The sequence below is a fragment of the Caballeronia sp. LZ008 genome (assembly GCF_031451435.1).
GTDB classification, from domain to species: Bacteria; Pseudomonadota; Gammaproteobacteria; order Burkholderiales; family Burkholderiaceae; genus Caballeronia; species Caballeronia zhejiangensis.
This window is the reverse complement of the sequence record NZ_JARUXK010000003.1, coordinates 949,630-971,291: the sequence shown is the minus strand read 5'-3', so window position 1 is coordinate 971,291 and position 21,662 is coordinate 949,630. Positions and strand designations below refer to the sequence as shown.

Genomic DNA, 21,662 nt, shown 5'->3' with positions numbered 1-21,662 from the left:
CATCAGGAGGACGGCGATGAAACGCGCGAAGGCGGAAATCATCCGCGAATATGGGCCTTTTCCGGATATCGACGGCGTGCATGGCGTCACGTATGACGGCGAGCATGTGTGGTTCGCCGCCGGCGATACGCTCAACGCCTTCGATCCCGAAAGCGGCGAGAAGGCGCGAACGCTCAAGGTCGCGGCGCATGCGGGCACCGCGTTCGACGGCGAGCATCTGTTTCAGATCGCCGAGGACCGCATCCAGAAGATCGATCCGCGAACCGGTCGCGTCGTGTCGACGATTCCCGCGCCGGGCGGCGGCGCGGACTCGGGGCTCGCGTGGGCCGAGGGCACGCTCTGGGTCGGGCAGTACAACGAACGCAAGATTCATCAGATCGATCCGGACGATGGCGCGATCCTGCGCACGATCGAGTCGAATCGCTTCGTGACCGGCGTGACGTGGATCGACGGCGAACTGTGGCACGCGACGTGGGAAGGCGACGAAAGCGAGTTGCGGCACATCGATGCGCAATCGGGCGAAGTCATCGAGCGGCTCGACATGCCCGAAGGCGTGGGCGTGTCGGGACTCGAATCGGATGGACGCGACCGCTTTTTCTGCGGCGGCGGGCGCACGGGCAAGGTGCGCGCGGTGCGCAAACCGAAGCGCGGATAAGAGGCATGGCGGGTAGCGCTTCAGGTCTGAACGAATAGCCTTTATGCTGTCGAATTCGCGAACGACCACGCGATTCTTCAGACAGTTAAGGCCGGTTTTGACTTCGAATATCTCCGATCACCGTCAGCTCGATTCCTGGGTCGGCGAAACAGCGCGCGCCATTCGCGACTACGACTGGCGCGCGACGCCGCTCGGTCCCATCGACGCATGGCCGCAAGTGTTGCGCTCCGTCGTGCAGATGATGCTGCGCAACGCGTTGCCGATGGCCGTGCTATGGGGCGACGAAGGCACGCTGCTCTATAACGACGCATACGCGCATTTTTCGGGCGGGCGTCATCCGCGCATTCTCGGCATGCCGATCGAAGCGGCGTGGCCCGAGGCGGCCGAGTTCAATCGCAATGTGCTCGATACGGGACTGCGCGGAGAATCGCTTTCGTATCGCGACATGAGCTTTACGTTGCCGCGCGACGGTCGCGATGCGCAAGTGTGGCTCGATCTGCATTACAGCCCGGTCGCGTCGAACGAAGGCGTGCCCGTCGGCGTGCTCGCGATCGTCGTCGAAACGACCGGGCGCGTGCTGCTCGAACGCACGCGCGCCGAAGCCGAACGCGCGTTTCGCGAAGCCGATGAGCGCTTGCAACTCGCGCTCAATTCCGGCGCGGTGCTCGGCACGTTCGTGTGGGACATTCCCGACAATCGCGTGAAAGGCGATGAGCGCTTCGCGCGCACGTTTTCGTTTTCGCTCGACGAAGTGGCGCGCGGCATGCCGGTCGAGGCGGCGTTCGCGAAGATTCATCCCGAGGATCTGGAACGCGTCAGGGGGCTTATCGTGCGCACGCTGCAGTACGGCGAGCCGTTTCGCGCCGAATACCGCATCCTTTCCGGCGATGCGCGATGGACCTGGATTCTCGCCACCGGCCGCTGCGACGACGACGAAACCGGCAGACCAATGCGCTTTCCCGGCGTCATCATCGACATTCACGATCGCAGGATCGCCGAAGAGACCTTGCGGGAACTGACGCGCGGTCTCGAAGACAAGATCTCCGAAGCCGTGGCCGCGCGCATCGCGGTGGAGGCGCAATTGCGTCAGAGCCTCAAGATGGAAGCGCTCGGCGCGATGACGGGCGGCGTCGCGCACGACTTCAACAACACGCTGCAGGCGATCAGCGGCAACCTGCAATTGCTGCAGTATTTGCCGCCGACGGACAGCCGCGTGCCCGAGCGCGTACACGCCGCGATGGAAGCCGTGCAGCGCGGCGCGAAGCTCGCTTCGCAATTGCTGTCGTTCGCGCGGCGGCAACCGCAGTCGCCGGTCGTGATCAATCCGCAGCGCCTGTTCAAAGAGATGCGCGAGCTCTTGCAGCATGCAGTGGGACCGTCGGTATGCATCAACACGTTGCTCGCGGAGCACGCATGGAACTTCTGCGTCGACCGCAATCAACTGGAAAACGCGCTGCTGAATCTCGCGATCAACGCGCGCGATGCCATGCGCGGCGACGGCAAGCTCACGCTCGTCTGCTCGAACGAAGCGCTCGATGCCGCGGCGTGCGAGGGCAAGGATCTGCATCCGGGCGAATACGTGAAGCTGTCCGCATCGGACACCGGCGCGGGCATGGCGCCCGACGTGCTCGAACGCGCATTCGAGCCGTTCTTCACGACGAAGCCGGAAGGGCACGGCACGGGTCTCGGCCTCTCGATGGTGTTCGGCTTCGTCAAGCAGTCGGGCGGGCATATCGCGGTGTCGAGTTCGGTCGATGTGGGCACGACGGTCGAGATGTTCTTTCCGCGCAGCTTCTACGATGAAACCGCGCAACTGCGCGTCGATGCGATGACGGGGCACACGGGCGGCGCGACGGTGCTCGTCGTCGATGACGATCCCGCCGTGCTGATGTCGACGGTCGCGATACTCGAAGCGATGCATTACACGGTGCTGCGCGCCGCTAACGGCGATGCCGCGATGAGCGTGCTCGAAAGCGGCGTGAACGTCGACCTGATTCTCACCGACGTCGTGATGCCCGGCAAAGTGAAGTGCGCCGATCTCGCGGAATGGGCGTTTTCGCAGGAGCGGCCCGTGCCGGTGATCTACGTCTCCGGCTATACGCGCGACATCATCTCGCGCGATGGCGTGCTGCGGCCGAACGTGACCCTGCTTGGCAAGCCGTATCGCGCGGAGGCGCTGGCGAAGGAAATCGCGGGGGCGCTGCAGGCCGCGGCGTAGCGGTTCCTTTCTCAAGACTTTCTTCTCCGCGCCGATAAACACCGATCAAACCCATCACTAGAACAGGGCCAGAACGGTGCAGAGAGGCGCCAACGATTTCCTCGGGACCATCGGCGACACCATCGCCAGGAACCGGCCTTACATCGAACGCGCACGCCGTTTCGGTGCGCTCGGTCTCGCGCCGCTCGGCGTGCTCGCCGCCGCGTGCGGAACCTTCTTCGTGCCGCTGCCGTGGAACGTGTTGCTCGGCGTGCTCGTCTTCGGCGCGGCGTTCGTCGTGCATCGCATGCACGAAGCGAATCGCAAGATCTTCGTCGCACGTCAGGTCGCGCATGGGCTGCTCGCCATCGCCGAGGACTGTCTCAAGCTGCTGTCGCTCGAAGGCCGCATCATGTGCATTTCGGAGGTCGGCGGGCGGCTCATCGAAGCGGATCACGCAGACGATCTCATCGGCGTCGACTGGCTCGCGCTCTGGGACGGCCCCGACGCGCGGCGTGCCTTCGAACGCGCGAAAGCGGGTGAATCGACGTCGTTCTCCGGAGCCTGCCGCACGATGAACGGCACGCTGAAATGGTGGACGTCGACCTTCGCGCCCGTCTACGGCGAGCACGGACGGGTGAGCGCGGTGCTGTGCAAGTCGCGCGACATCACGGCGGAGCGCAATCTCATCGACGAATTGCGCGGCAACGCGCGCGTGCAAAAGGACATGGAAGATCACGTCGATGCCGTCTTCTGGACCGCGACGCGCGATTTCCGCGAGCTTCTGCATGTGAGCTCCGCGTTCGAACGCATGTGGGAAATGCCGATGTCCGCGCTCGAAGCCGATCAGACCGCCTGGTCGCAAAGCGTGCATCCCGAAGACCTGCCCGCGCTGCGCGACGAAATGCGTACCGCCGTGAACACGGGCGCGGCCACGCAGAGCTATTTTCGTCTCTGCCTGCCGCACGATCGCACGCGCTGGGTGCGCGCAGATATCTATCCGGTCATCGAGGACGGCGCGGTGTCGCGCGTCGTGAGCGTGTGCGTCGATGCCACCGACGAGCGCCAGCGCCTTCAGGAACTGCATCGGCTCGCGAACACCGACAGCCTCACCGGACTCGCCAATCGCAACGCGATGATGGACGCGCTCGTGAAGCGCTGTGAAGCGCTCGCGCCGTTCGCGTATCTCTTCATCGACATCGATCGCTTCAAGTCGATCAACGACACTGCCGGTCATATCGCCGGCGATGCGGTGCTGCGCACCATCGCGCGACGCATCGCGGAAACGCTGCCCGATGGCGCCGTGGCCGCGCGGCCGGGCGGCGACGAGTTCACCGTGATCCTGCCCGGCAGCTTCGATCAGGAAAGCATCGAGCGCGCGTGCCGCAAGCTCTCGCTCGCGTGCCATCGTCCGATCGAGATCGACTGCAAGAGCGTGACGATGACGTGCTCGATCGGCGTCGCGCTCTATCCCGAACACGGACGCACGCCCGAAGCGCTTTTCATCAGCGCCGACATGGCGATGTACGCCGCGAAGCGCGCGGGCCGCAACACGTTTCGCGTGTTCGGCGATCGCGAGAAGGACGATCTCGCGCGCGCGCATCTCGAAGCGCAACTGCACGGCGCGATCCGCGAGAACGAGTTCGTGCTGCATTATCAGCCGCAATATCGCGTCGATTCCGGTGCGCTTGTCGGTGTCGAGGCGCTGTTGCGCTGGAATCATCCGCAGCTCGGGCTGCTCGGTCCGGGTGCGTTCGTGCCGGTGCTCGAAGAGAGCGCGCTGATCGTCGAGGCGGGGCACTGGGTCATTCGCGAGGCCGTGCAGGCCGGGTCGCAACTCGCGCTCGCGCTGCCGCAGGCTTGCTCGGTCGCGCTCAACGTGTCGCCGAAGCAGTTCCGCGATCCGCGCCTCGTGTCGGTTCTGCGGCACGCGATCAGGCGCGCCGGCATCGATTCGAACCGCATCACGCTCGAGATCACCGAATCCGCGCTGATCGACAACGTCGATGATGCGCAGGTCGTGCTGTCGAACGTTCGCGCGATGGGCGTACGCATCGCCATCGACGATTTCGGCACCGGCTATTCGAGTCTCAGCTATCTCGCGCGCTTCCGGCCGGACGTGCTGAAGCTCGACAAATCCTTCGTCGACAACATCGCCACCGACGCGATGGTGCGCACGGTCGTCGAAGGCGTGATCGATCTCGCGCACAAGCTCGGCGTGACGGTGGTCGCGGAAGGCGTCGAGACGCAGGAGCAGCTCGACACGCTGCGCGACGTGCGCTGCGACAAGGTGCAGGGTTTTCTGTTGAGCCGCCCCGTCCTGCTCGCGAGCCTGATGATGCGGACAGACGCAGAAGACGCCGCGACCGTGCGTTAAACGCGTGCCCGCGCGGGCCGCCCGGCGTTATCATCGCGGCATTCGCGGATGCGAGCCGGAAACGGAGGATGGACGCAATGAGCCACCTGATCTTCGCGTTGGGCGTGTTGCTGCGGCGGTTGACGACGATCGTTCTCCGACGGAGAGCACCGATGAAGACCTTTTGCCTGGGCGTTGCGCTGGCCGCGATCGGCTCGCTTGCATGCGCCCAGTCCGCGCCGCAGTGCCCGCCCGCGGCCGGCCAACTGATACAGGTACGCGACTTCACGGCCGTCAGCCGTGAAAGCGGCGCGTCGCATGTGCTCGGCTCGCGATTGCGGTCGGCGCGCAATGCGGTGAAGGTGAATCAGAACGCATCGGCGCTGGCGGATGGCATCGTCAAGGCGCTGAACGGGAAAGGTCTCGCCGCTTGCCATGTGACGGCGGATTCGCCGCCGCCGGCATCGGGCTGGCTCGTCAGCGGGGAGTTCGACGAAACGCTGTCGAGCGGATTCGGCTCCGCGTTGCCGTCGATGGGTTCATCCGACAAGACGCCCAACACGCATGTCACCGTGCAGCTCGCCAATCTCGCGGCGAGCCCGGACGCCGCGCCGGCGCAGATCGACACGAGCGGCGAACTGAAAGGGCATAAATCGGCGGCCGCGCCGAAGCCCTACGGCGCCGCGGCGCGCTTCGTCATCAACGAGGTTCAGTCGATTTCCTCGCTCGATGCGCTCGCCGCGAAGATCGCCGATCAGATCGCGGCGGAGAAGGCGAAGCTCGACGGCGGGCAATAGGCGTTTCACGCCTCCGAGTCGCGCTTGCCTTTCGGATGGTCGGCGCTTGCGTCCGGCGAGGTGTCGGGATCCTTCAGATCGTGCTCGGGCGTGTACGGCCCTTGCTCGGGATGATCCTTGCCCTTCGGAACGAGCGTCGGATCGATATTGCCGTGCTCGCGCTGCTCGATCGTGCCATCGCTTTTTTCCTTGACGTCGCCCTCGCCGAGCGCCTCGCGGCGTTCGTCGGCGCGCTGCACGGGATCTGACGGTTCGCGGTTCATCGCATTCTCCTGAAGATGTTTTCCGTAACGCAGCAAGCCCCGTTCCGCGATCACTTGCGACGTGCCCGAGCGCGCGTTCGTCTGACGGGCGCGGCGGCCGCATGCGCGAACATCGGCATGCGGGTCAGAATCCAGTCGAGCAGTTCCTGCGGCCCGGCCGCGAGCGGACGTCCGGCTTTCACGAGCAGCTTCGCCTGCGCGCTCTCGAAAAGCGGATGCGCGACCGGTATCGTCGTCAGCTCGCCGCTCGCGAGCTCGCGATACGCGGCGAATTCGCCGATCAGCGTCATGAAATTTTCCGCGGCCACGAAGCGCTTCAGCGCGCCGAGCGAGTTCGTCGTGAGCGTCGGGCGGATCGCGAGATCGTCGGTGGTTTCGAGCATCTTCACGACATGGCCGATGCCGAACGTGGGCGGCATCAGCGCGAGCGGATATTCGAGCAGATCGCGAATCCGCGCGACGCCGCCGCGCACGGCCAGCGGATGATCGTGCCGCGCGAGCAGCACGACCGGCTGCGGCGAGCTTGCCCGAATCTCGATGCGCTCGTGCGGCGGCGGGTTGTACGCGAGCCCGATATGCGCGCGGCTCTGCGCGACTTCTTCGAGCAGATCGTCGACCGCGAGCATCTGCACGTCGATTTCGAGGCGCGGATAGCGCGCGCAGAACGGCGCGAGCACATCGTCGACGAGCGTATCGACATAGCCTTCGCTCACCGCGAGACGAATCTGCCCTTGCTGCAGGCCTTTGAGCGCATGCAGCTGATCCTCGAACTTCTCCTGCTGCGAACGATAGCCGCGCCAGAATTCGAGCAGATGGAAAGCCGCTTCGGTCGGCCGCACGCCGCGCGGCTCGCGCTCGAAGAGCGTCGTGTCGAGTTCGTTTTCCAGCAATTTGATCTGCCGCGCGATCACCGACGGCGACGTGTTCAAATGATCCGCCGCGCCGCGAATCGTGCCGTGCGTGAGCACTTCGTGGAAATAGCGCAGACGTTGCTGATTGATTTCGCGCATGGTCGTCGTCCGTATGGGAAGGAATGCGTTGCTCGCAGAGCAACGATACGTGAACTTTGTTGCTCTTGCTCGCACGGTCGCACGCGCTCAACATCGCCTTACCCGAGAAAGGGAAGACGAGACAAGGAGACGCGGATGTCGACGATCCAGACCCTGCGCAGCGGCGATGCCGTTTCGGCGCTCTACAGCAGAATCAACTGGCGGCTGCTGCCGCTCCTCATCGCGTGCTACATGTTCGCGTATCTGGACCGCGTGAACGTGGGCTTCGCGAAACTTCAGATGCAAAGCGATCTCGGCTTCTCCGATGCAGCGTACGGCGTCGGCGCGGGGATTTTCTTCATCGGCTATGTGCTGTTCGAGATTCCGAGCAACCTGATGTTGCCGAAGATCGGCGCGCGTCTCACGTTCAGCCGCATTCTCGTGCTGTGGGGCATCACGTCGGCGTGCATGCTCTTCGTGCGCAACGTGCCCGCGTTCTACGCGATGCGCTTCCTGCTCGGCGTCTTCGAAGCGGGTTTCGCGCCGGGCATGATCTATTACCTCTCGAACTGGTACGGCCCGAAGCGCATGGCGCGCGCGATCGCGCTCGTGTTCGTCGCGGGGCCGCTCGGCGGTGTCGTCGGCGGGCCGCTGTCGGCGTGGCTGATTGCGTCGCTCGACGGCGTCGGCGGACTCGCGGGCTGGCAGTGGATGTTCCTCGTCGAAGGCCTGCCGTGCATCGCGCTCGGCGCGCTCGTGTGGCGCGTGCTCGCCAATCGTCCCGCCGATGCGCGCTGGCTCACGCAGGACGAACAGCGGCTCGTCGAGGCGGAAGTCGGTCATCACGGCGGCGCGTCGCATCGCATCGAATCGTTCGCGGAGATCGCGAAGAACCCGCGCATCTATCTGCTGGCGATCGCGTACTTCTGCATCATCTTTCCAATCTACGCGATCAGCTTCTGGCTGCCGACGCTCATCAAGGAGCAGGGTCTCAGCGGCTCCATGCACGACACGATCCGCCTCGGCTGGTACGTCGCGATTCCGTATGTCGCCGCGGCCGTCGCGATGTACGCAGCGGGCCGCCGTTCCGACAAGGTCGGCGAGCGCCGCTATCACAGCGCAGTGCCCGCGCTCGCCGCCGCCGCGCTGCTCGTGATGACGCCGTATGCGAACGGCAACGTCGTCGCGACGCTCGCGCTGCTCACGCTCGCCACCGCCTGCATGTGGATGGCCTACACGGTGTTCTGGGCGATTCCTTCCGAAACGATTTCCGGCCCCGCGGCGGCGGGCGGCATCGCGCTCATCAACACGATCGGCTTGTCGGGCGGATTCTGGGGCCCCGCGATGATCGGCTGGGTCAAGTCCGCGACCGGCAGCACGAACGGCGGCCTCGTCGTGATGGCGTGCATGGCGGCGCTGTCCTGCGTGCTGATTCTCGCGAACAGGCGCGCGGCTGCCGCGGCCACGGCACGCGCGGCCTGAACATCAATCGATACTCGAAAGGACAAAGGTCATGAAGATTCTGATCGCAGGATTCCAGCACGAAACGAACACCTTCGCGCCGACGAAGGCGAGCTACCAGAGCTTCATCCAGGGCGAAGGCTTTCCGCCGATGGCGCACGGCGACGATGTCCTCAAGCTGCGCGACGTGAACGTGCCGATCGGCGGTTTCATTCAATGGGCCGAGGCGCAAGGGCACGAGCCGATTCCGGTGATCTGGGCGGGCGCGAGCGCATCGGCGCATGTGACGCAGGACGCATACGAGCGCATCGCGGGCGCGATCGTCGATCGCGTGCAGGCAGGCGGCTTCGACGCGATCTATCTCGATCTGCACGGCGCGATGGTCGCCGAACATCTCGACGATGGCGAAGGCGAACTGCTGGCGCGCGTGCGCAACATCGTCGGCGATGCGATGCCGCTCGTCGTTTCGCTCGACCTGCATGCGAACGTCACGGCGCGCATGGTCGAACTCGCGGATGCACTCGTCGCGTATCGCACGTATCCGCACGTCGATATGGCCGAAACGGGCTTGCGCGCGGCGCATCTGCTGGCAAAGCGCATCGAACACGGGAAGCCGTTCGCGCGCGCGATGCGGCGCATTCCGTTTCTGATTCCGGTGAACGGCATGTGCACGCTCGTCGAACCGGCGCGCGGCATGTACGCCATGCTTGAGACATTGGAGAAGGATGTCGTGTCGCTGTCGTTCGCGCCGGGCTTTCCGGCATCGGATTTCGACGAATGCGGTCCGGTGTTCTGGGGCTACGCGCTCGACGGCGAGGCGGCGGACTTCGCGGTCGACAAGCTATACACGCAACTCGTGGACGAAGAAGCGCGCTGGAACGTGCCGTTCCTCTCTCCCGATGAAGCCGCGCGTGAAGCGATCGACGCGAGCCGCGATGCGGGCAAGCCCGTCATCATCGCGGATACGCAGGACAATCCGGGCGTCGGCGGCGATTCGAACACGATGGGCATGGTCCGCGCACTGCTGCGCCACGACGCGCGCGACGCTGCGGTAGGCGTTATCTGGGACGAGAAGGCGGCGCATGCGGCGCATCGCGCGGGCGTCGGCGCGCGCATCAGGATAGCGCTGGGCGGCGGCTCGAACGTGCCCGGCGACGCGCCGCTTGAAGGCGAGTTCGAAGTCGAGTATTTGTCGGATGGCCGCTTTCGCTTCGACGGCCCGATGCTCAATGGCATGTCGGGCGAACTGGGACCGACCGCTTGCCTGCGTATCGGCGGCGTGCGTATCGCGGTGAGCAGCATCAAGATGCAGGTCTTCGACCGCAATCTCTTTCGCGTTGCGGGCATCGAGCCCGAGCGCATGAAGATTCTGGTGAACAAGAGCTCGGTGCATTTCCGCGCCGATTTCGAGCCGATCGCCGAGCGCGTGCTCGTCGCGAAAGCGCCCGGCCCGATGGCCGCCGATCCGGCCGATCTGCCCTGGCGCAATCTCGATTCGCGCATGCGTGTGCGACCGCTCGGGCCGACGCTCGCCGAACTGCGCGCATCGGCTGCGTGAACGTTTTTCATCGACTACATGGACAAGGAGAATCAAAAGATGCCGGACGATCAGATCAACGCGCGGCGCCGACGCTTGCTCGGCACGGCGGTCGCGAGTGTAGGCGCGATGCAGCTCGGTTTCAGCGACCTCGTGCGCGCGCAGACCGCGCCGCGCGCATCGTCGAGTGCGGGCTTCGCCGGCATTCGCCAGATCGACGCGGGCGCGCTCAACATCGGCTATGCGGAAGCGGGTCCGGCGAACGGTCCCGTGGCGATCCTGCTGCACGGCTGGCCCTACGACATCCACGCATTCGCGGAAGTCACGCCGATGCTCGCGGCGCAGGGTTATCGCGTGATCGTGCCGTATCTGCGCGGGTACGGCTCCACGCGCTTTCTTTCCGCCGACACGCCGCGCAACGGACAGCAGGCGGTGGTCGCGGTGGACATCATCGCGTTGATGGATGCGCTCAAGATTCAGCAGGCCACGCTCGGCGCGTTCGACTGGGGCGCGCGCACGGCGAACATCATCGCGGCGCTGTGGCCGGAACGCGTGAAGGCGATGGTCTCGGTGAGCGGCTATCTGATCGGCAGCCAGCAGGCGAATCGCGCGCCGCTGCCGCCGAAAGCCGAGCTCGCATGGTGGTATCAGTTCTACTTCGCGACCGAGCGCGGCCAGGCGGGCTACGAGGCGAACCGTCACGCTTTCAACAAGCTGATCTGGCAACTCGCATCGCCGAAATGGAACTTCGACGACGCGACGTATGACCGTTCCGCGAAATCGTTCGATAACCCCGATCACGTCGCCGTGGTGATTCACAACTATCGATGGCGTCTCGGGCTCGTGCAGGGCGAAGCGCAATACGACGCGCTCGAACAGCGGCTCGCGAGCGCGCCGACGATCGGCGTGTCCACGATCACGATGGAAGGCGATGCCAACGGCGCGCCGCATCCCGATCCGTCGGCGTATGCCAAGAAGTTCACGGGCAAGTATGAGCATCGGAACGTCGCGGGCGGCATCGGCCACAATCTGCCGCAAGAAGCGCCGAAAGCATTCGCCGATGCGGTCATCGACGCAAGCCGCATGTAACGCGCATGCAGGACGAAGCGCTAGCCGACGTGTGACTTCTTCGTTCTGCGTCCCGGCGTCTTCTGCGATGTCAGTTCGTGCACGATCCCGCACGAATCGACGGCGTGCTCGCCGCGGCATGTCTCGCGCAATGCGGTGAGCCGGTCGCGCAGCCTCATCAATTCGTCGATGCGCGCGCTTACGTGGCCGATATGCTCATCGACGAGCGCATCGATTTCGCGGCAATCCGGCGAGCGCGCCTGCAATGCGTAGAGCAGGGCGCGCACTTCGTCGTGCGTCATGTCGAGCTCGCGGCAATTGCGGATAAGGCGCAGGCGTTCGACATGCGTCTTGTCGTAAGTCCGGTAATTCGCGTCCGTCCTTGCAGGCGGCGGAATCAGCCCTTCCTTTTCGTAGAAGCGGATCGTATCCGGCGTGCAATTCGCTATGCGCGCCAGTTCCCCTATCTTCATTTCGGCATCCTTTTTTCTTGACCCTGGAGTGGCTCCAAGGTGTTCAATTCGGGAAAAGTCAAGAAAAGGAGCCAGTATGTTACGTCCCGAGAGCATCGGCAAGCCCCGGCCTGAGCCGGCTGATCGTCGTGTCCGAAATGATTTAAAGGAATACGAAATAAAGACGAAAGCTTCGGTTCGGACGGAGATCGTCGTCGACGAGATGGATTGTCCGACCGAAGAGACGCTGATCCGCAAGAAGCTCGCGGGCATGCCGGGAGTCGGATCGGTCGAGTTCAATCTGCTGCGTCGCGTGCTGACCGTCGAACACGATGCCAACGCGCTCGCATCCGTTCTCGATGCGTTGCGCGCACTGGGCTTCATGCCGCGCACCGAACCCCGCAACGACGCGCCCGCAGGCAAGCGCGCGCTGTGGATGCTCGCCTTCGCGTGCGTTGCGGCGGCGGCGTCGGAGGCTGCGAGCGGGTTCGGCGGACCGTCCTGGCTCGTCGTCGCGCTCGCGCTCGCCGCGATCGCTTCGTGCGGCTTCTCGACGTATCGCAAGGGCTTCATCGCCATCAGCAACGGCAACCTCAACATCAACGCGCTGATGAGCATCGCCGTGACCGGCGCGATGATCATCGGACAGTGGCCGGAAGCCGCGATGGTCATGGCGCTTTTCACGATCGCCGAACTCATCGAGGCGAAGTCGCTGCAAAGGGCGCGCAACGCGATCGCGGGACTCATGAAGCTCGCGCCCGACACGGCGACCGTTCTGCAAGCCGACGGCCTGTGGCGCGCGATGGAAGCGAGCGCCGTCACGCGCGGCGCCGTCGTGCGCGTGCGGCCGGGCGAGCGCATCGCGCTGGATGGCGTCGTCACGTCCGGGCGCTCCGCCGTCAACCAGGCGCCGATCACCGGCGAAAGCCTGCCCGTCGAAAAGTCGCCGGGCGACGATGTGTTCGCGGGCACCGTCAACGAAACCGGCTCGTTCGAGTTTCGCGTATCGGCGGCGGCGAAGGACACGACGCTTGCGCGCATCATCCGCGCGATCGAAAGCGCGCAAGGTGCGAAGGCGCCGACGCAACGTTTCGTCGATCGTTTCGCGCGCATCTATACGCCGCTCGTGCTTCTCGTGGCGATAGCGGTCGCGGTCGTGCCGCCGCTCGCGTTCGACGAGTTGTGGTACGCGTGGATCTATCGCGCGCTCGTGCTGCTCGTCATCGCGTGTCCGTGCGCGCTCGTCATCTCAACGCCGGTGACGATCGTCAGCGGACTCGCCGCGGCGGCGCGGCACGGCATCCTCGTGAAGGGCGGAACCTTTCTCGAACGCGGACGGCGCCTGCGCTGGCTCGCGTTCGACAAGACCGGCACGATCACGCACGGCAAGCCGGTGCAGACGCATTTCGCGCTGCTCGACCGGAGCATGGACGAAGGCCGCGTGCGCGCGATCGCGGCGAGTCTCGCGGGCCGTTCCGATCATCCGGTTTCGCTCGCGATCGCGCAGGCCGCGAGCCAGGACGGCGGGCCGCGCATCGCGGTGGAGGCGTTCGAAGCGGTGCCGGGGCGCGGCGTTCGCGGTGTCGTCGACGGCCGTGCTTACTGGCTCGGCAATCAGCGAATGATGGAAGACATCGGACGCGGCGCGAGCCATGCGAAGCGCCGGGCTGAAGCGCTGGAGCGTGAAGGCAGGACCGTCGTGATGCTCGCCGATGCGGACAACGTCCTCGCGCTTTTCGCCGTGGCGGACACCGTGAAGGAATCGAGCCGCGACGCGATCGCCCGGCTTCACGCGCTCGGCGTGCAGACGGCGATGCTCTCGGGCGATAACCCGCACACGGCGCGCGCCATCGCGAGCGCGGTCGGCATCGATCGCGTCGAGGCGGGCCAGTTGCCCGAGGACAAGCTGCGCACCATCGAAAGTCTCGGCGCGGACGGCGGCGCGGTCGGCATGGCCGGCGACGGCATCAACGACGCGCCTGCGCTGGCGCGCGCGGACATCGGTTTTGCGATGGGCGCGATGGGCACCGATACGGCCATCGAAACCGCCGACGTCGCGCTGATGGACGACGACCTGCGCAAGATCGCCGCGTTCATCCGTCTTTCGTCGGCGACGCACGCGATTCTCGTGCAGAACATCGCGTTCGCGCTCGTCGTGAAGGGCGTGTTTCTCGCGCTCGCCGTGGCCGGACTCGGTTCGATGTGGATGGCCGTGTTCGCGGATGTCGGCGCAAGCCTGCTTGTCGTCGGCAACGGGCTGCGCATTCTGCACAAGCGCTTCAACTGAGCACCTCACCAGCAAAAGGAGCAAATCATGAGTTTCTTGCGGAAGCTGTTCGAGAACGGTCACTTCGGCGGACATGGCGGTCATGGCGGGCACGGCAGCCATCGGAGAGAGCATGACCGGCGTCATCGGGACGGCTATCAGGAATACGACGGCGATGAATCGTGGGGCCGTCATCCCGGCTCGATTCCGCCGCTGCCGCCCGATGTGATCTGCCCGCAATGCCGCAAGTCGAATCCGCCGGACACGGCCGTCTGCAAGCAGTGCGACACGCCGCTCGATCCCAGCCGATGCCCGACGTGCGGCACGTCGATCCAGGCGGGCGCGCGGTACTGCGTCAGTTGCGGGAAGCGCGTGGTTTGATTGTCGGAGCGTGTGGGGAACGCGCCGCCTTCGCAAGACTGGAAGCCAAAAAAAGGCCACTGATGAGTGGCCTTTCTTCGCGATGCGATCAGAACGGTCGCGCGGCGATCGGTTGCACGCCAGCACGCCAGCACGACGGCGCCGGTGACGTCTCCCGTGTTGGGCAGCTTCGCGGCGGACACGATCGCGATGAGAGGATGCGTCGCATTGTTGCCCATCAGTCGCGACATGACGTTCATGCCGCCGCCCATGACCTGTCCGCCCGCGAAGACGGTGTCCTTCGTGACGCTTGCGTTGCTGTCGGATCCGATCGGGCGACGTGGCCATCAGATTGGTGCAGGCGAGGGTGCCCGTGCCTTTGGCGAGCGTCAGCCGATTGCCGACGACGTAATGCGCGCCCTGGTTGGCGTTGAAATTGCCGCCGCCGGACTCGGAACCGTCGGTCCAGCGGCCGATAGCAAAGCCTCAGCGGAGAATTTCTACGTTCCGGTCGAGGAATCAAGAGATTACAGCGTCCTGTCAAACAAATTTCACATTTCTTTCCTAAAGTAGCGCGTCAACCGGCACATCGGGCTGCAACGGCCCGAAGCAGGGACATTCATCGCCGGTACAAACCCACGATCAAGGACTCGAACCACACATGGCGCTGCCACTCGACCTCTCCCGCCGCAAAGCTCTCAAGATTCTCGCCGGCGCACCGATGCTGCCGCTCGGCGGCGCGACCGCCGCTTCGCTGCTCGCCACCGCATGCGGCGGCAGCGACAGCAACGCGGCGACGAACGCGTCCGCGCCCGCGTCGACGGCTGCGTTCACCACGGCGACGTTCAGCAGCATGGCCGCGCCGACGCTCGCCGATCCCGCGGCGATGGCGAAGACCACCGTCGGCTCGACCATGACCGTGAGCTTCAGCGACGGCAGCAATCGCGCGTACAAGCTCGCGTATCAGCCGTTCTTCGTGACGGGCGATGTCGTGCCGAACACGGCCGGCGGCACCATCGTCGCGGGCGGCTATTTCGATATCGACAATCAGCCGATCATCGACAAGTCGGTGGCGGGCAAGGAGCGCCAGTTCTTCTCGGACTGCCCGGACGGCACGTCGCTCATCAAGCTCGACAAGACGACCGTCAAGGGCGTGAAGGGCAACGCCGTGTTCGCCGTCGTGCAGTTCGAATACACGACGCGCGACCAGAACGCCGCGAGCATGTACGGCCGCCTGCCGTCGCCGATCGCCGTGCTGACGCTCGATCAGGATCCGGCCACCGGCAAGCTGACGCTCGTGAGCTACGCGAACGTCGATACCTCGAAGGCGAACGGTCTGTGGATCACGTGCGGCGCGAGCCTCTCGCCTTGGAACACGCATTTGTCGAGCGAAGAGTACGAGCCGGATGCGGCGCTCGGCTCGAAGGACGCGCAGTTCCTCGCGTATAGCCAGAACCTTTACGGCGATCAAACGAAGGCCCGTCCGTATCACTACGGCCATGTGCCCGAAGTCACCGTCAACCCGGACGGCACCGGCACGATCAAGAAGCACTATTGCCTCGGCCGCATCTCGCACGAGCTGATTCAAGTGATGCCCGACAAGCGCACCGTCATGATGGGCGACGACGCGACCAACGGCGGCGTCTTCATGTTCGTCGCGGACAAGGAAGCGGATCTTTCGGCCGGCACGCTTTACGTCGCGAAATGCGCGATGACGTCATCGGCGGGCGCGGGCTCGGCCAATCTGACGTGGATGAACCTCGGCCACGCGACGAGCGATGAAATCGAGAACCTCGCCAACACGCTGACGCTCGCCGACATCATGGATGTCGTCAGCGATGCGACCGTCGGCGCGACGCTCGATGCGAGCTATACGCGCATCGACTACAACGGCGCGTTCAACTGGATTCGCATCAAGCCGGGCATGGAGAAGGCGGCCGCGTTTCTGGAGACGCATCGCTACGCGGCATTGCGCGGCGCGAGCATGTGCTTCACGAAGCTCGAAGGCACGACGGTCAACGCGAAGGACAAGATCGTGTACTCGGCGATGTCGCAGATCGTCAAGTCTATGGTCAAGGGCGACGCGCACGCGGCCGAATTCGCCGTCGACAAGACCATCAACTCCGGCGCGGTGTACGCGTTCAATCTGAAGGGCGGACAGAAGGATCTGACCGGCGCGGCGATCAACAGCGAATGGGTTCCGGTCGACATGGCCGCGCCCGCCGCGCTGGTCGGCGAAGACATTTCCGCCGATGCGCTCGGCAACATCGGCAACCCGGAGCGCATCGCGAATCCGGATAACCTCAAGTTCTCCGAGAAGCTGCGCACGCTGTTCATCGGCGAAGACAGCGGCCGGCACGTCAACAACTTCCTGTGGGCATACAACGTCGATACGAAGTCGCTGTCGCGCATTCTGTCGGCGCCGTCGGGCGCTGAATCGACGGGCCTGCACGCGGTCGACGAGATCAACGGCTGGACCTACATCATGAGCAACTTCCAGCATGCGGGCGACTGGGAAACGCCGCTGCATTCGAAGGTGCAGGCGACGCTCGATCCGCTGATCCGCGCGAACTACAAGGATCGCTACGGCGCGGCGGTGGGCTATCTGACCGCCGATGCAACCTCGGTCAAGCTGAGTTGACGAGCCAGGGGAAGCGCAACGCTTCCCTCAATGCGTAGCTTCGAGGTGCGTCGCGGACGCGGCGCGCCTCGCGGAGTTCAGCAGCTTTGCTCGTAATCGATATATTCGAAGCCGGCCGCAATCGCATAGCGGATCGCTTCTTCCACGTTCGGAAACTCGCCGGCCAAGCGCACCCAACGCTCCATCCCGTTCAAATCCTGGATTCGCGCCGTCGCGGCAAACGCGTCGCCGTGCCGGACCGCCGCCGGCGTGACCATCATGTCCCTGTAGCTGAAGACCATTTCTTCTTTCTCTTCCGGATGTCGTCGGCCCGCGCCGTATGGCTGCGGAACACGCGTTATGAATGTCGAAAAGGCGCGAACGATCTGGCGTCCGGCTCCTTCTGCTTCAGGTTATCGGCATCGGAAAATGTTTCTTTATGCGAGCGCTTTCGTCTGAATATTGCGGCAGTTCGCGCCGATTCAGGCCAGGAGCCGCGCGATCAGGTCTTGTGTGGCTCGCGCGCCGTATTTGCGCAGCAGGCTTGCACGATGGATGTCGACCGTGCGAGGGCTGATGTTCAACTCCTTGCCGATCTCCTTGCTCGTCATGCCATGCACGAGCAGCGCGGCGACGTCGCGCTCGCGCTCGGTCAGCAGGCTTGCGTTGTCGGATTGCTTCGTGCCTTGCGACAGATCCGTGAACGTCCAGACCGCAAGCTCGAAAGGCCGCTTCGGGTTATAGCCGAAGCCGCCGACCGTCACCCAGAAGTAGCTTCCGTCGACGCGCCGCATGATGCGGTCATCGCTGAATACGGCATGCTTTGCAAGCAGCGGCGCCAGACGATGACCGGTGGTGGTGAAATCCTTCTGCTCGGGATAGAGCTTCGAGAACGACTGCTCGATGATATCGCTGCGTTTTGCCCTGAAGAGTTCCAGCGCGCGTGCATTGCAGTCGACCATGATCCGCTCTCTCGCGACGATGACGGCCACGGGCAAATGCCTGAACAAGTCCTCGTAGTCGAGCTTGGGCGAATCGGTCATGTCGGGAAGATTGTCGCGTCTGGCGAAAAGTTACTGTAACACCGAGGTTCGGCACTTTTCGCACGGACTTTCGCTTCAACCGTTCCAGACTTCACCGAATACGCGCAGCCAGTTTTCGCCCATCACTTTCCTGATGCGAGATTCGCTCCAGCCGGCCTTTTGCATCGCGGCGGTGATGTTCGGAAACTCGCCGATCGTGCGAATGCCTTCCGGATTCACGACCTTGCCGAAGTTCGTCAGACGGCGATAACGGCCCTTGTCGTGCGTGATCCAGTCGAAGAACTCGGTGCTATAGCCTTGCGTGAAGTCCGTTCCGATACCGACCTTGTCTTCACCGATAAGATCGATGACGTATTCGATAGCTTCGAGATAATCGTCGACGGTCGCATCGGCGCCTCGTCTCAGGAAGGGCATGAACATGGTCACGCCGACGAAACCGTTCGCTTCGGCAATCTCCTTCAATTGCTCATCCGTCTTGTTGCGCGGATGCTCTTTCAACGTATAAGGGCAGCAGTGCGAGTAGGTGACGGGTTTCTTCGAGCAGGCGATCGCATCGGAAGAAGTCTTCGCGCCCACATGCGAAAGATCGACCATGATGCCGACGCGATTCATCTCCTGAATCACTTCGCGGCCATATCCCGACAAGCCGCCATCCGGTTCATAAGAACCCGTGCCGACGAGATTCTGCGTGTTATAGCAAAGCTGGACCACATTCACGCCCAGCTCCTTGAACACCTCGATATAGCCGAGGTTGTCCTCGAACGCATACGCGTTCTGAAAGCCCAAGATGATGCCGGTCTTGTTCTCTTTCTTCGCGCGCAGGATGTCGTCGGTCGTGCGTACGAGTGTCAGAATCTCACTGTATTCGCGGATCTGCTGCTTCATTTCCGCGATGTTGTCGATGGTCTTCTGGAAGTCTTCCCACACCGACACGGTGCAGTTCACGGCGGTGACGCCGCCCTTTCGCATGTCTTCGAATACGGAGCGCTCGAACTTCGAGATGTTCAGTCCGTCGATGATGATGCTCGAATCGTGAAGGCTATTCATCGCGTGTATCCGTTCAGATGGTTCTCTTGATGCCGCGCTCGACGGCCGGGCCACTGCTTGCGCTCTTGTTCGACGAACCTGCTTCTTCGAGCGCGGTCTTCGACGTCTCGCGCAGCGAGAGGCCGCCGATCATCGCGAAGATGGATACGGCGATCAGGTAATACGCCGGCGACAGATTCGTTCCCGTTTCCGCGATCAGCCACGTCGCGACGAGCGGCGCCGTGCCGCCGAAGATCGTGTACGCGAGGTTGTACGTGATCGCGGATGCGGTGTATCGCGTCTTCGTCGCGAACACTTCCGAAAGAAGCGGAGCAGTGACCACGCCCGAAAGCACCGCGCCCACCGCGAGCAGCGCAACGCCGAGCAGCGAAGGCGACAGATTTCCCGATCCGCCGAGCGCGAAGGCGGGATAGACCGAGACGATGATGAAGATGCACGTCGTCGCGATCGTCGCGCGGCGGCCCACGAGGTCGGAGAACAGACCGGCGAGCGGGCACAGCGCCGCGGCGAAGAAGAGCGCGAGCACGGTCACGAGAAGCGATGTTCCGCGCGTCAGATGTCCGGCGACCTGCATGTAGGTCGCGAAATACGTCGTGAACGTGTAGAACGAAAGCGCCGTCACCGAAACGAATGCGCCGAGCTTCAGAATGTTTCCGGACTGCGAATGCAGGGTTTCCATCAGCGGCGCATGCGCGACTTCATGCTTGCCTTCGAGCGCCTGGAATGCCGGCGTCTCGTGCAGATTCACGCGCAGATACACGCCGATGAGACCGACCGGCGCCGCGATCAGGAACGGCACGCGCCAGCCCCAGTCGACCATCGCCGCGGGCGAGAGCGACGATTCGAGCGCATAGGCGACAACGGCCGCGCATGCGAACGAAGAGAACGTCGAGACCGGAACGAAGCTGCCGAAGAACGCGCGGCGTCGGCGCGGCGCGTGCTCCATCACATAGGCGCACGCGCCCGCGTATTCCCCGCCTGCGGAAAAGCCCTGCACGCAGCGGATGATCGTGAGAAGCAGCGGCGCCCAATAGCCGATGCTCGCATAAGTCGGCAGCAGCCCGATCAGCGTCGTGGCGCCGGCCATCAACAGGATGGTGAAAGCGAGCGTGCGCTTGCGGCCGATGCGGTCGCCGACCACGCCGAAGAAGAGGCCGCCGAGCGGACGGAATGCGAAGGCGACCGCGAAGACCGCGAACGTCTTCAGGAGACCGACCGTGGGATCGCCACTGGGAAAGAACTCGCGCGTCAGGATGGTCGCGAGAAAGCCGTACGCCGCGAAATCAAACCATTCGACAAAGTTTCCGATCGACGCCGCCGCGATGACACGTCTCAGCGTTTTGGTATCGACCTCGTGAGTTGCTTGATGTGGCATGGCGCTTCACCCCTTTCGCGTGTCGGATTCGATCCGGATTGAAAGGAGCGTAAGTGCTCAAATTACTTAGGTCCATACGTGCCAATTACCTAGGTAATCGGCGGTCCGACGACGCCGCCGCGCCCGGCGTGCAAGGCCGGGCGCGGCTTCGCGCCTATTGCTGGAGCCACGCCTGGACCTTCTCGGGATGGCTGTCGACGAACTTCTTCGCCGCCGCGCTCCAGTCGTTCGATGCGTTGCCGTCGAGCTCGATCGATTCGACATCGGCCAGCGTCAGCTTGAAGTGCCGGATGAAGACATTCGCGCGCGGAAATTTCGTCGCGAACTGCTTGGAAGAGAAGCCGTGAATCTGCTCGTCGCCGCCGAGCACGCCCTTGGGATCTTTCAGATAGCGCATCTTGTACTTCTGCCAGAGCCAGTGCGGACTCCACACCGTCGCGACGATCCAGCTCTTCGATTGATACGCGCGCGCAACGGCGGTCAACATGCCGGCCTCGCTTGCGCGAATGAGGTTATATCCGGCGAGGTCGTATTCCTTCAGCGCCTTTTCCGAAGCGACCATCTCGCCCGCGCCCGGTTCGATGCCCTGAATCGTGCTGTTCAACTTGCTCTTGACTTCGGGCTTGTTCAGATCGCCGATGGACGCCACTTCGCTCTCGGGCACGTAATCCGGCACCGCCCAGCCGATCTTCGCGCCGGAATAGATGACGCCGAGATCTTCCATGTCGTTCTTGAAGCGCGCGTAGTAGGCCGCGTGCGTGACCGGAAGCCACGCGCCGAGCATCAGGTCCACATCGCCGCGCGCGATGCCCTGAAACTGAATGCCGAGGTCCGCCGTGGTCAGGGTAACGGGTTGTTGCAGCTTCGTTTCGAGAACGTACTTCGCGGTATAGACGACCGCTTGCGTATCGGCCCAGTTGGCTAGCGTGATCTTGATCGGCTCGACGGCGCTCGCGCACATCGCGAACGTGACAGTGGAGACTGCAACGGCAGCTTTCATGGCGAAGCTCACGGACAAGGCATTCTTCATTGACGTTTCCTTGCATCGACAGGTTTTATGGAAGACGCGACGCGATCGATTCTCCTGATCTATAACGCATTCATCTGCGACGGATGATTAAGCAGCTGCAGGCGACGCCCCGCAGTCCGCAGTATTCGGGCGCATTAACGCGACGT

19 protein-coding genes are annotated in these 21,662 nt (G+C 63.8%); 11 read left to right on the top strand and 8 right to left on the bottom strand.

The features are described 5' to 3' along the window. Positions 1-16 precede the first annotated feature (16 nt). The 4 genes from QCE49_RS23405 to QCE49_RS23390 all read left to right on the top strand — a co-directional run bounded on the left by QCE49_RS23405 (position 17) and on the right by QCE49_RS23390 (position 6,005). Positions 17-655, top strand: a complete 639-nt coding sequence (locus QCE49_RS23405; RefSeq protein ID WP_008348584.1) for a DUF5074 domain-containing protein — start codon at positions 17-19, stop codon at positions 653-655. Positions 656-752: 97 nt separating this feature from the next. Next, complete coding sequence (locus QCE49_RS23400) at positions 753-2,873, top strand: ATP-binding protein (RefSeq protein WP_250457521.1); 2,121 nt, start codon at positions 753-755, stop codon at positions 2,871-2,873. A 76-nt stretch (positions 2,874-2,949) separates the two neighbouring features. Continuing rightward, on the top strand, positions 2,950-5,229 hold the full coding sequence (locus tag QCE49_RS23395; RefSeq protein ID WP_250457520.1) for an EAL domain-containing protein: 2,280 nt from the start codon (positions 2,950-2,952) through the stop codon (positions 5,227-5,229). A 152-nt stretch (positions 5,230-5,381) separates the two neighbouring features. Continuing rightward, on the top strand, positions 5,382-6,005 hold the full coding sequence (locus QCE49_RS23390; RefSeq protein WP_250457519.1) for a hypothetical protein: 624 nt from the start codon (positions 5,382-5,384) through the stop codon (positions 6,003-6,005). A 5-nt stretch (positions 6,006-6,010) separates the two neighbouring features. On the opposite strand, the gene QCE49_RS23385 is transcribed toward QCE49_RS23390, so the two are convergent. Further along, the gene (locus tag QCE49_RS23385) at positions 6,011-6,268 is read right to left on the bottom strand and encodes a hypothetical protein (protein ID WP_033536295.1); all 258 of its coding nucleotides are present in this window, start codon (positions 6,266-6,268) and stop codon (positions 6,011-6,013) included. A gap of 50 nt (positions 6,269-6,318) precedes the next feature. Beyond that, positions 6,319-7,278 (bottom strand): LysR family transcriptional regulator, encoded by a 960-nt coding sequence (locus QCE49_RS23380; RefSeq protein ID WP_309806489.1) that lies wholly within the window; start codon positions 7,276-7,278, stop codon positions 6,319-6,321. Positions 7,279-7,413: 135 nt separating this feature from the next. Between QCE49_RS23380 and QCE49_RS23375 the strand changes: the two genes are divergently transcribed. The 3 genes from QCE49_RS23375 to QCE49_RS23365 are packed head-to-tail and all read left to right on the top strand — an operon-like array spanning position 7,414 to position 11,344. Then, positions 7,414-8,739 (top strand): MFS transporter, encoded by a 1,326-nt coding sequence (locus QCE49_RS23375; protein WP_250457517.1) that lies wholly within the window; start codon positions 7,414-7,416, stop codon positions 8,737-8,739. A gap of 31 nt (positions 8,740-8,770) precedes the next feature. Beyond that, entirely contained in the window at positions 8,771-10,276 is a 1,506-nt protein-coding gene (locus QCE49_RS23370; protein ID WP_008348572.1) for a M81 family metallopeptidase, read from the top strand. A gap of 39 nt (positions 10,277-10,315) precedes the next feature. Then, positions 10,316-11,344: an alpha/beta fold hydrolase gene (locus QCE49_RS23365; RefSeq protein ID WP_250457516.1), complete on the top strand. Its 1,029-nt coding sequence runs from the start codon at positions 10,316-10,318 to the stop codon at positions 11,342-11,344. Positions 11,345-11,364: 20 nt separating this feature from the next. Here QCE49_RS23365 and cadR read toward each other — a convergent pair whose 3' ends face one another. Beyond that, on the bottom strand, positions 11,365-11,796 hold the full coding sequence (cadR, locus tag QCE49_RS23360; RefSeq protein WP_008348568.1) for a Cd(II)/Pb(II)-responsive transcriptional regulator: 432 nt from the start codon (positions 11,794-11,796) through the stop codon (positions 11,365-11,367). A gap of 202 nt (positions 11,797-11,998) precedes the next feature. Here cadR and QCE49_RS23355 point away from each other — a divergent pair, with 202 nt between their 5' ends. The 4 genes from QCE49_RS23355 to QCE49_RS23340 all read left to right on the top strand — a co-directional run bounded on the left by QCE49_RS23355 (position 11,999) and on the right by QCE49_RS23340 (position 17,042). After that, positions 11,999-14,062 (top strand): cation-translocating P-type ATPase, encoded by a 2,064-nt coding sequence (locus tag QCE49_RS23355; RefSeq protein WP_250457515.1) that lies wholly within the window; start codon positions 11,999-12,001, stop codon positions 14,060-14,062. 27 nt (positions 14,063-14,089) lie between these two features. Next, entirely contained in the window at positions 14,090-14,422 is a 333-nt protein-coding gene (locus QCE49_RS23350; protein WP_250441091.1) for a double zinc ribbon domain-containing protein, read from the top strand. Positions 14,423-14,488: 66 nt separating this feature from the next. Next, a complete protein-coding gene (locus QCE49_RS23345; RefSeq protein WP_250457514.1) occupies positions 14,489-14,974 on the top strand; it encodes a hypothetical protein in 486 nt (161 codons plus the stop codon). Positions 14,975-15,062: 88 nt separating this feature from the next. After that, positions 15,063-17,042, top strand: coding sequence for a PhoX family phosphatase (locus QCE49_RS23340; protein WP_250457513.1), 1,980 nt, complete (start codon positions 15,063-15,065; stop codon positions 17,040-17,042). A 77-nt stretch (positions 17,043-17,119) separates the two neighbouring features. Here the strand turns inward: QCE49_RS23340 and QCE49_RS23335 are convergent, their stop codons facing one another. The 5 genes from QCE49_RS23335 to QCE49_RS23315 form a co-directional block, all read right to left on the bottom strand. Further along, positions 17,120-17,323, bottom strand: coding sequence for a hypothetical protein (locus tag QCE49_RS23335; protein WP_250457512.1), 204 nt, complete (start codon positions 17,321-17,323; stop codon positions 17,120-17,122). A gap of 180 nt (positions 17,324-17,503) precedes the next feature. Continuing rightward, entirely contained in the window at positions 17,504-18,064 is a 561-nt protein-coding gene (locus QCE49_RS23330; RefSeq protein WP_008348559.1) for a PAS and helix-turn-helix domain-containing protein, read from the bottom strand. A 75-nt stretch (positions 18,065-18,139) separates the two neighbouring features. Further along, entirely contained in the window at positions 18,140-19,111 is a 972-nt protein-coding gene (locus QCE49_RS23325) for a dipeptidase (RefSeq protein WP_008348557.1), read from the bottom strand. Between the two features lie 13 nt (positions 19,112-19,124). Further along, positions 19,125-20,486, bottom strand: a complete 1,362-nt coding sequence (locus QCE49_RS23320; RefSeq protein WP_008348555.1) for an MFS transporter — start codon at positions 20,484-20,486, stop codon at positions 19,125-19,127. A gap of 154 nt (positions 20,487-20,640) precedes the next feature. Beyond that, positions 20,641-21,516, bottom strand: a complete 876-nt coding sequence (locus tag QCE49_RS23315; RefSeq protein ID WP_175981212.1) for a glycine betaine ABC transporter substrate-binding protein — start codon at positions 21,514-21,516, stop codon at positions 20,641-20,643. Positions 21,517-21,662 lie beyond the last annotated feature (146 nt).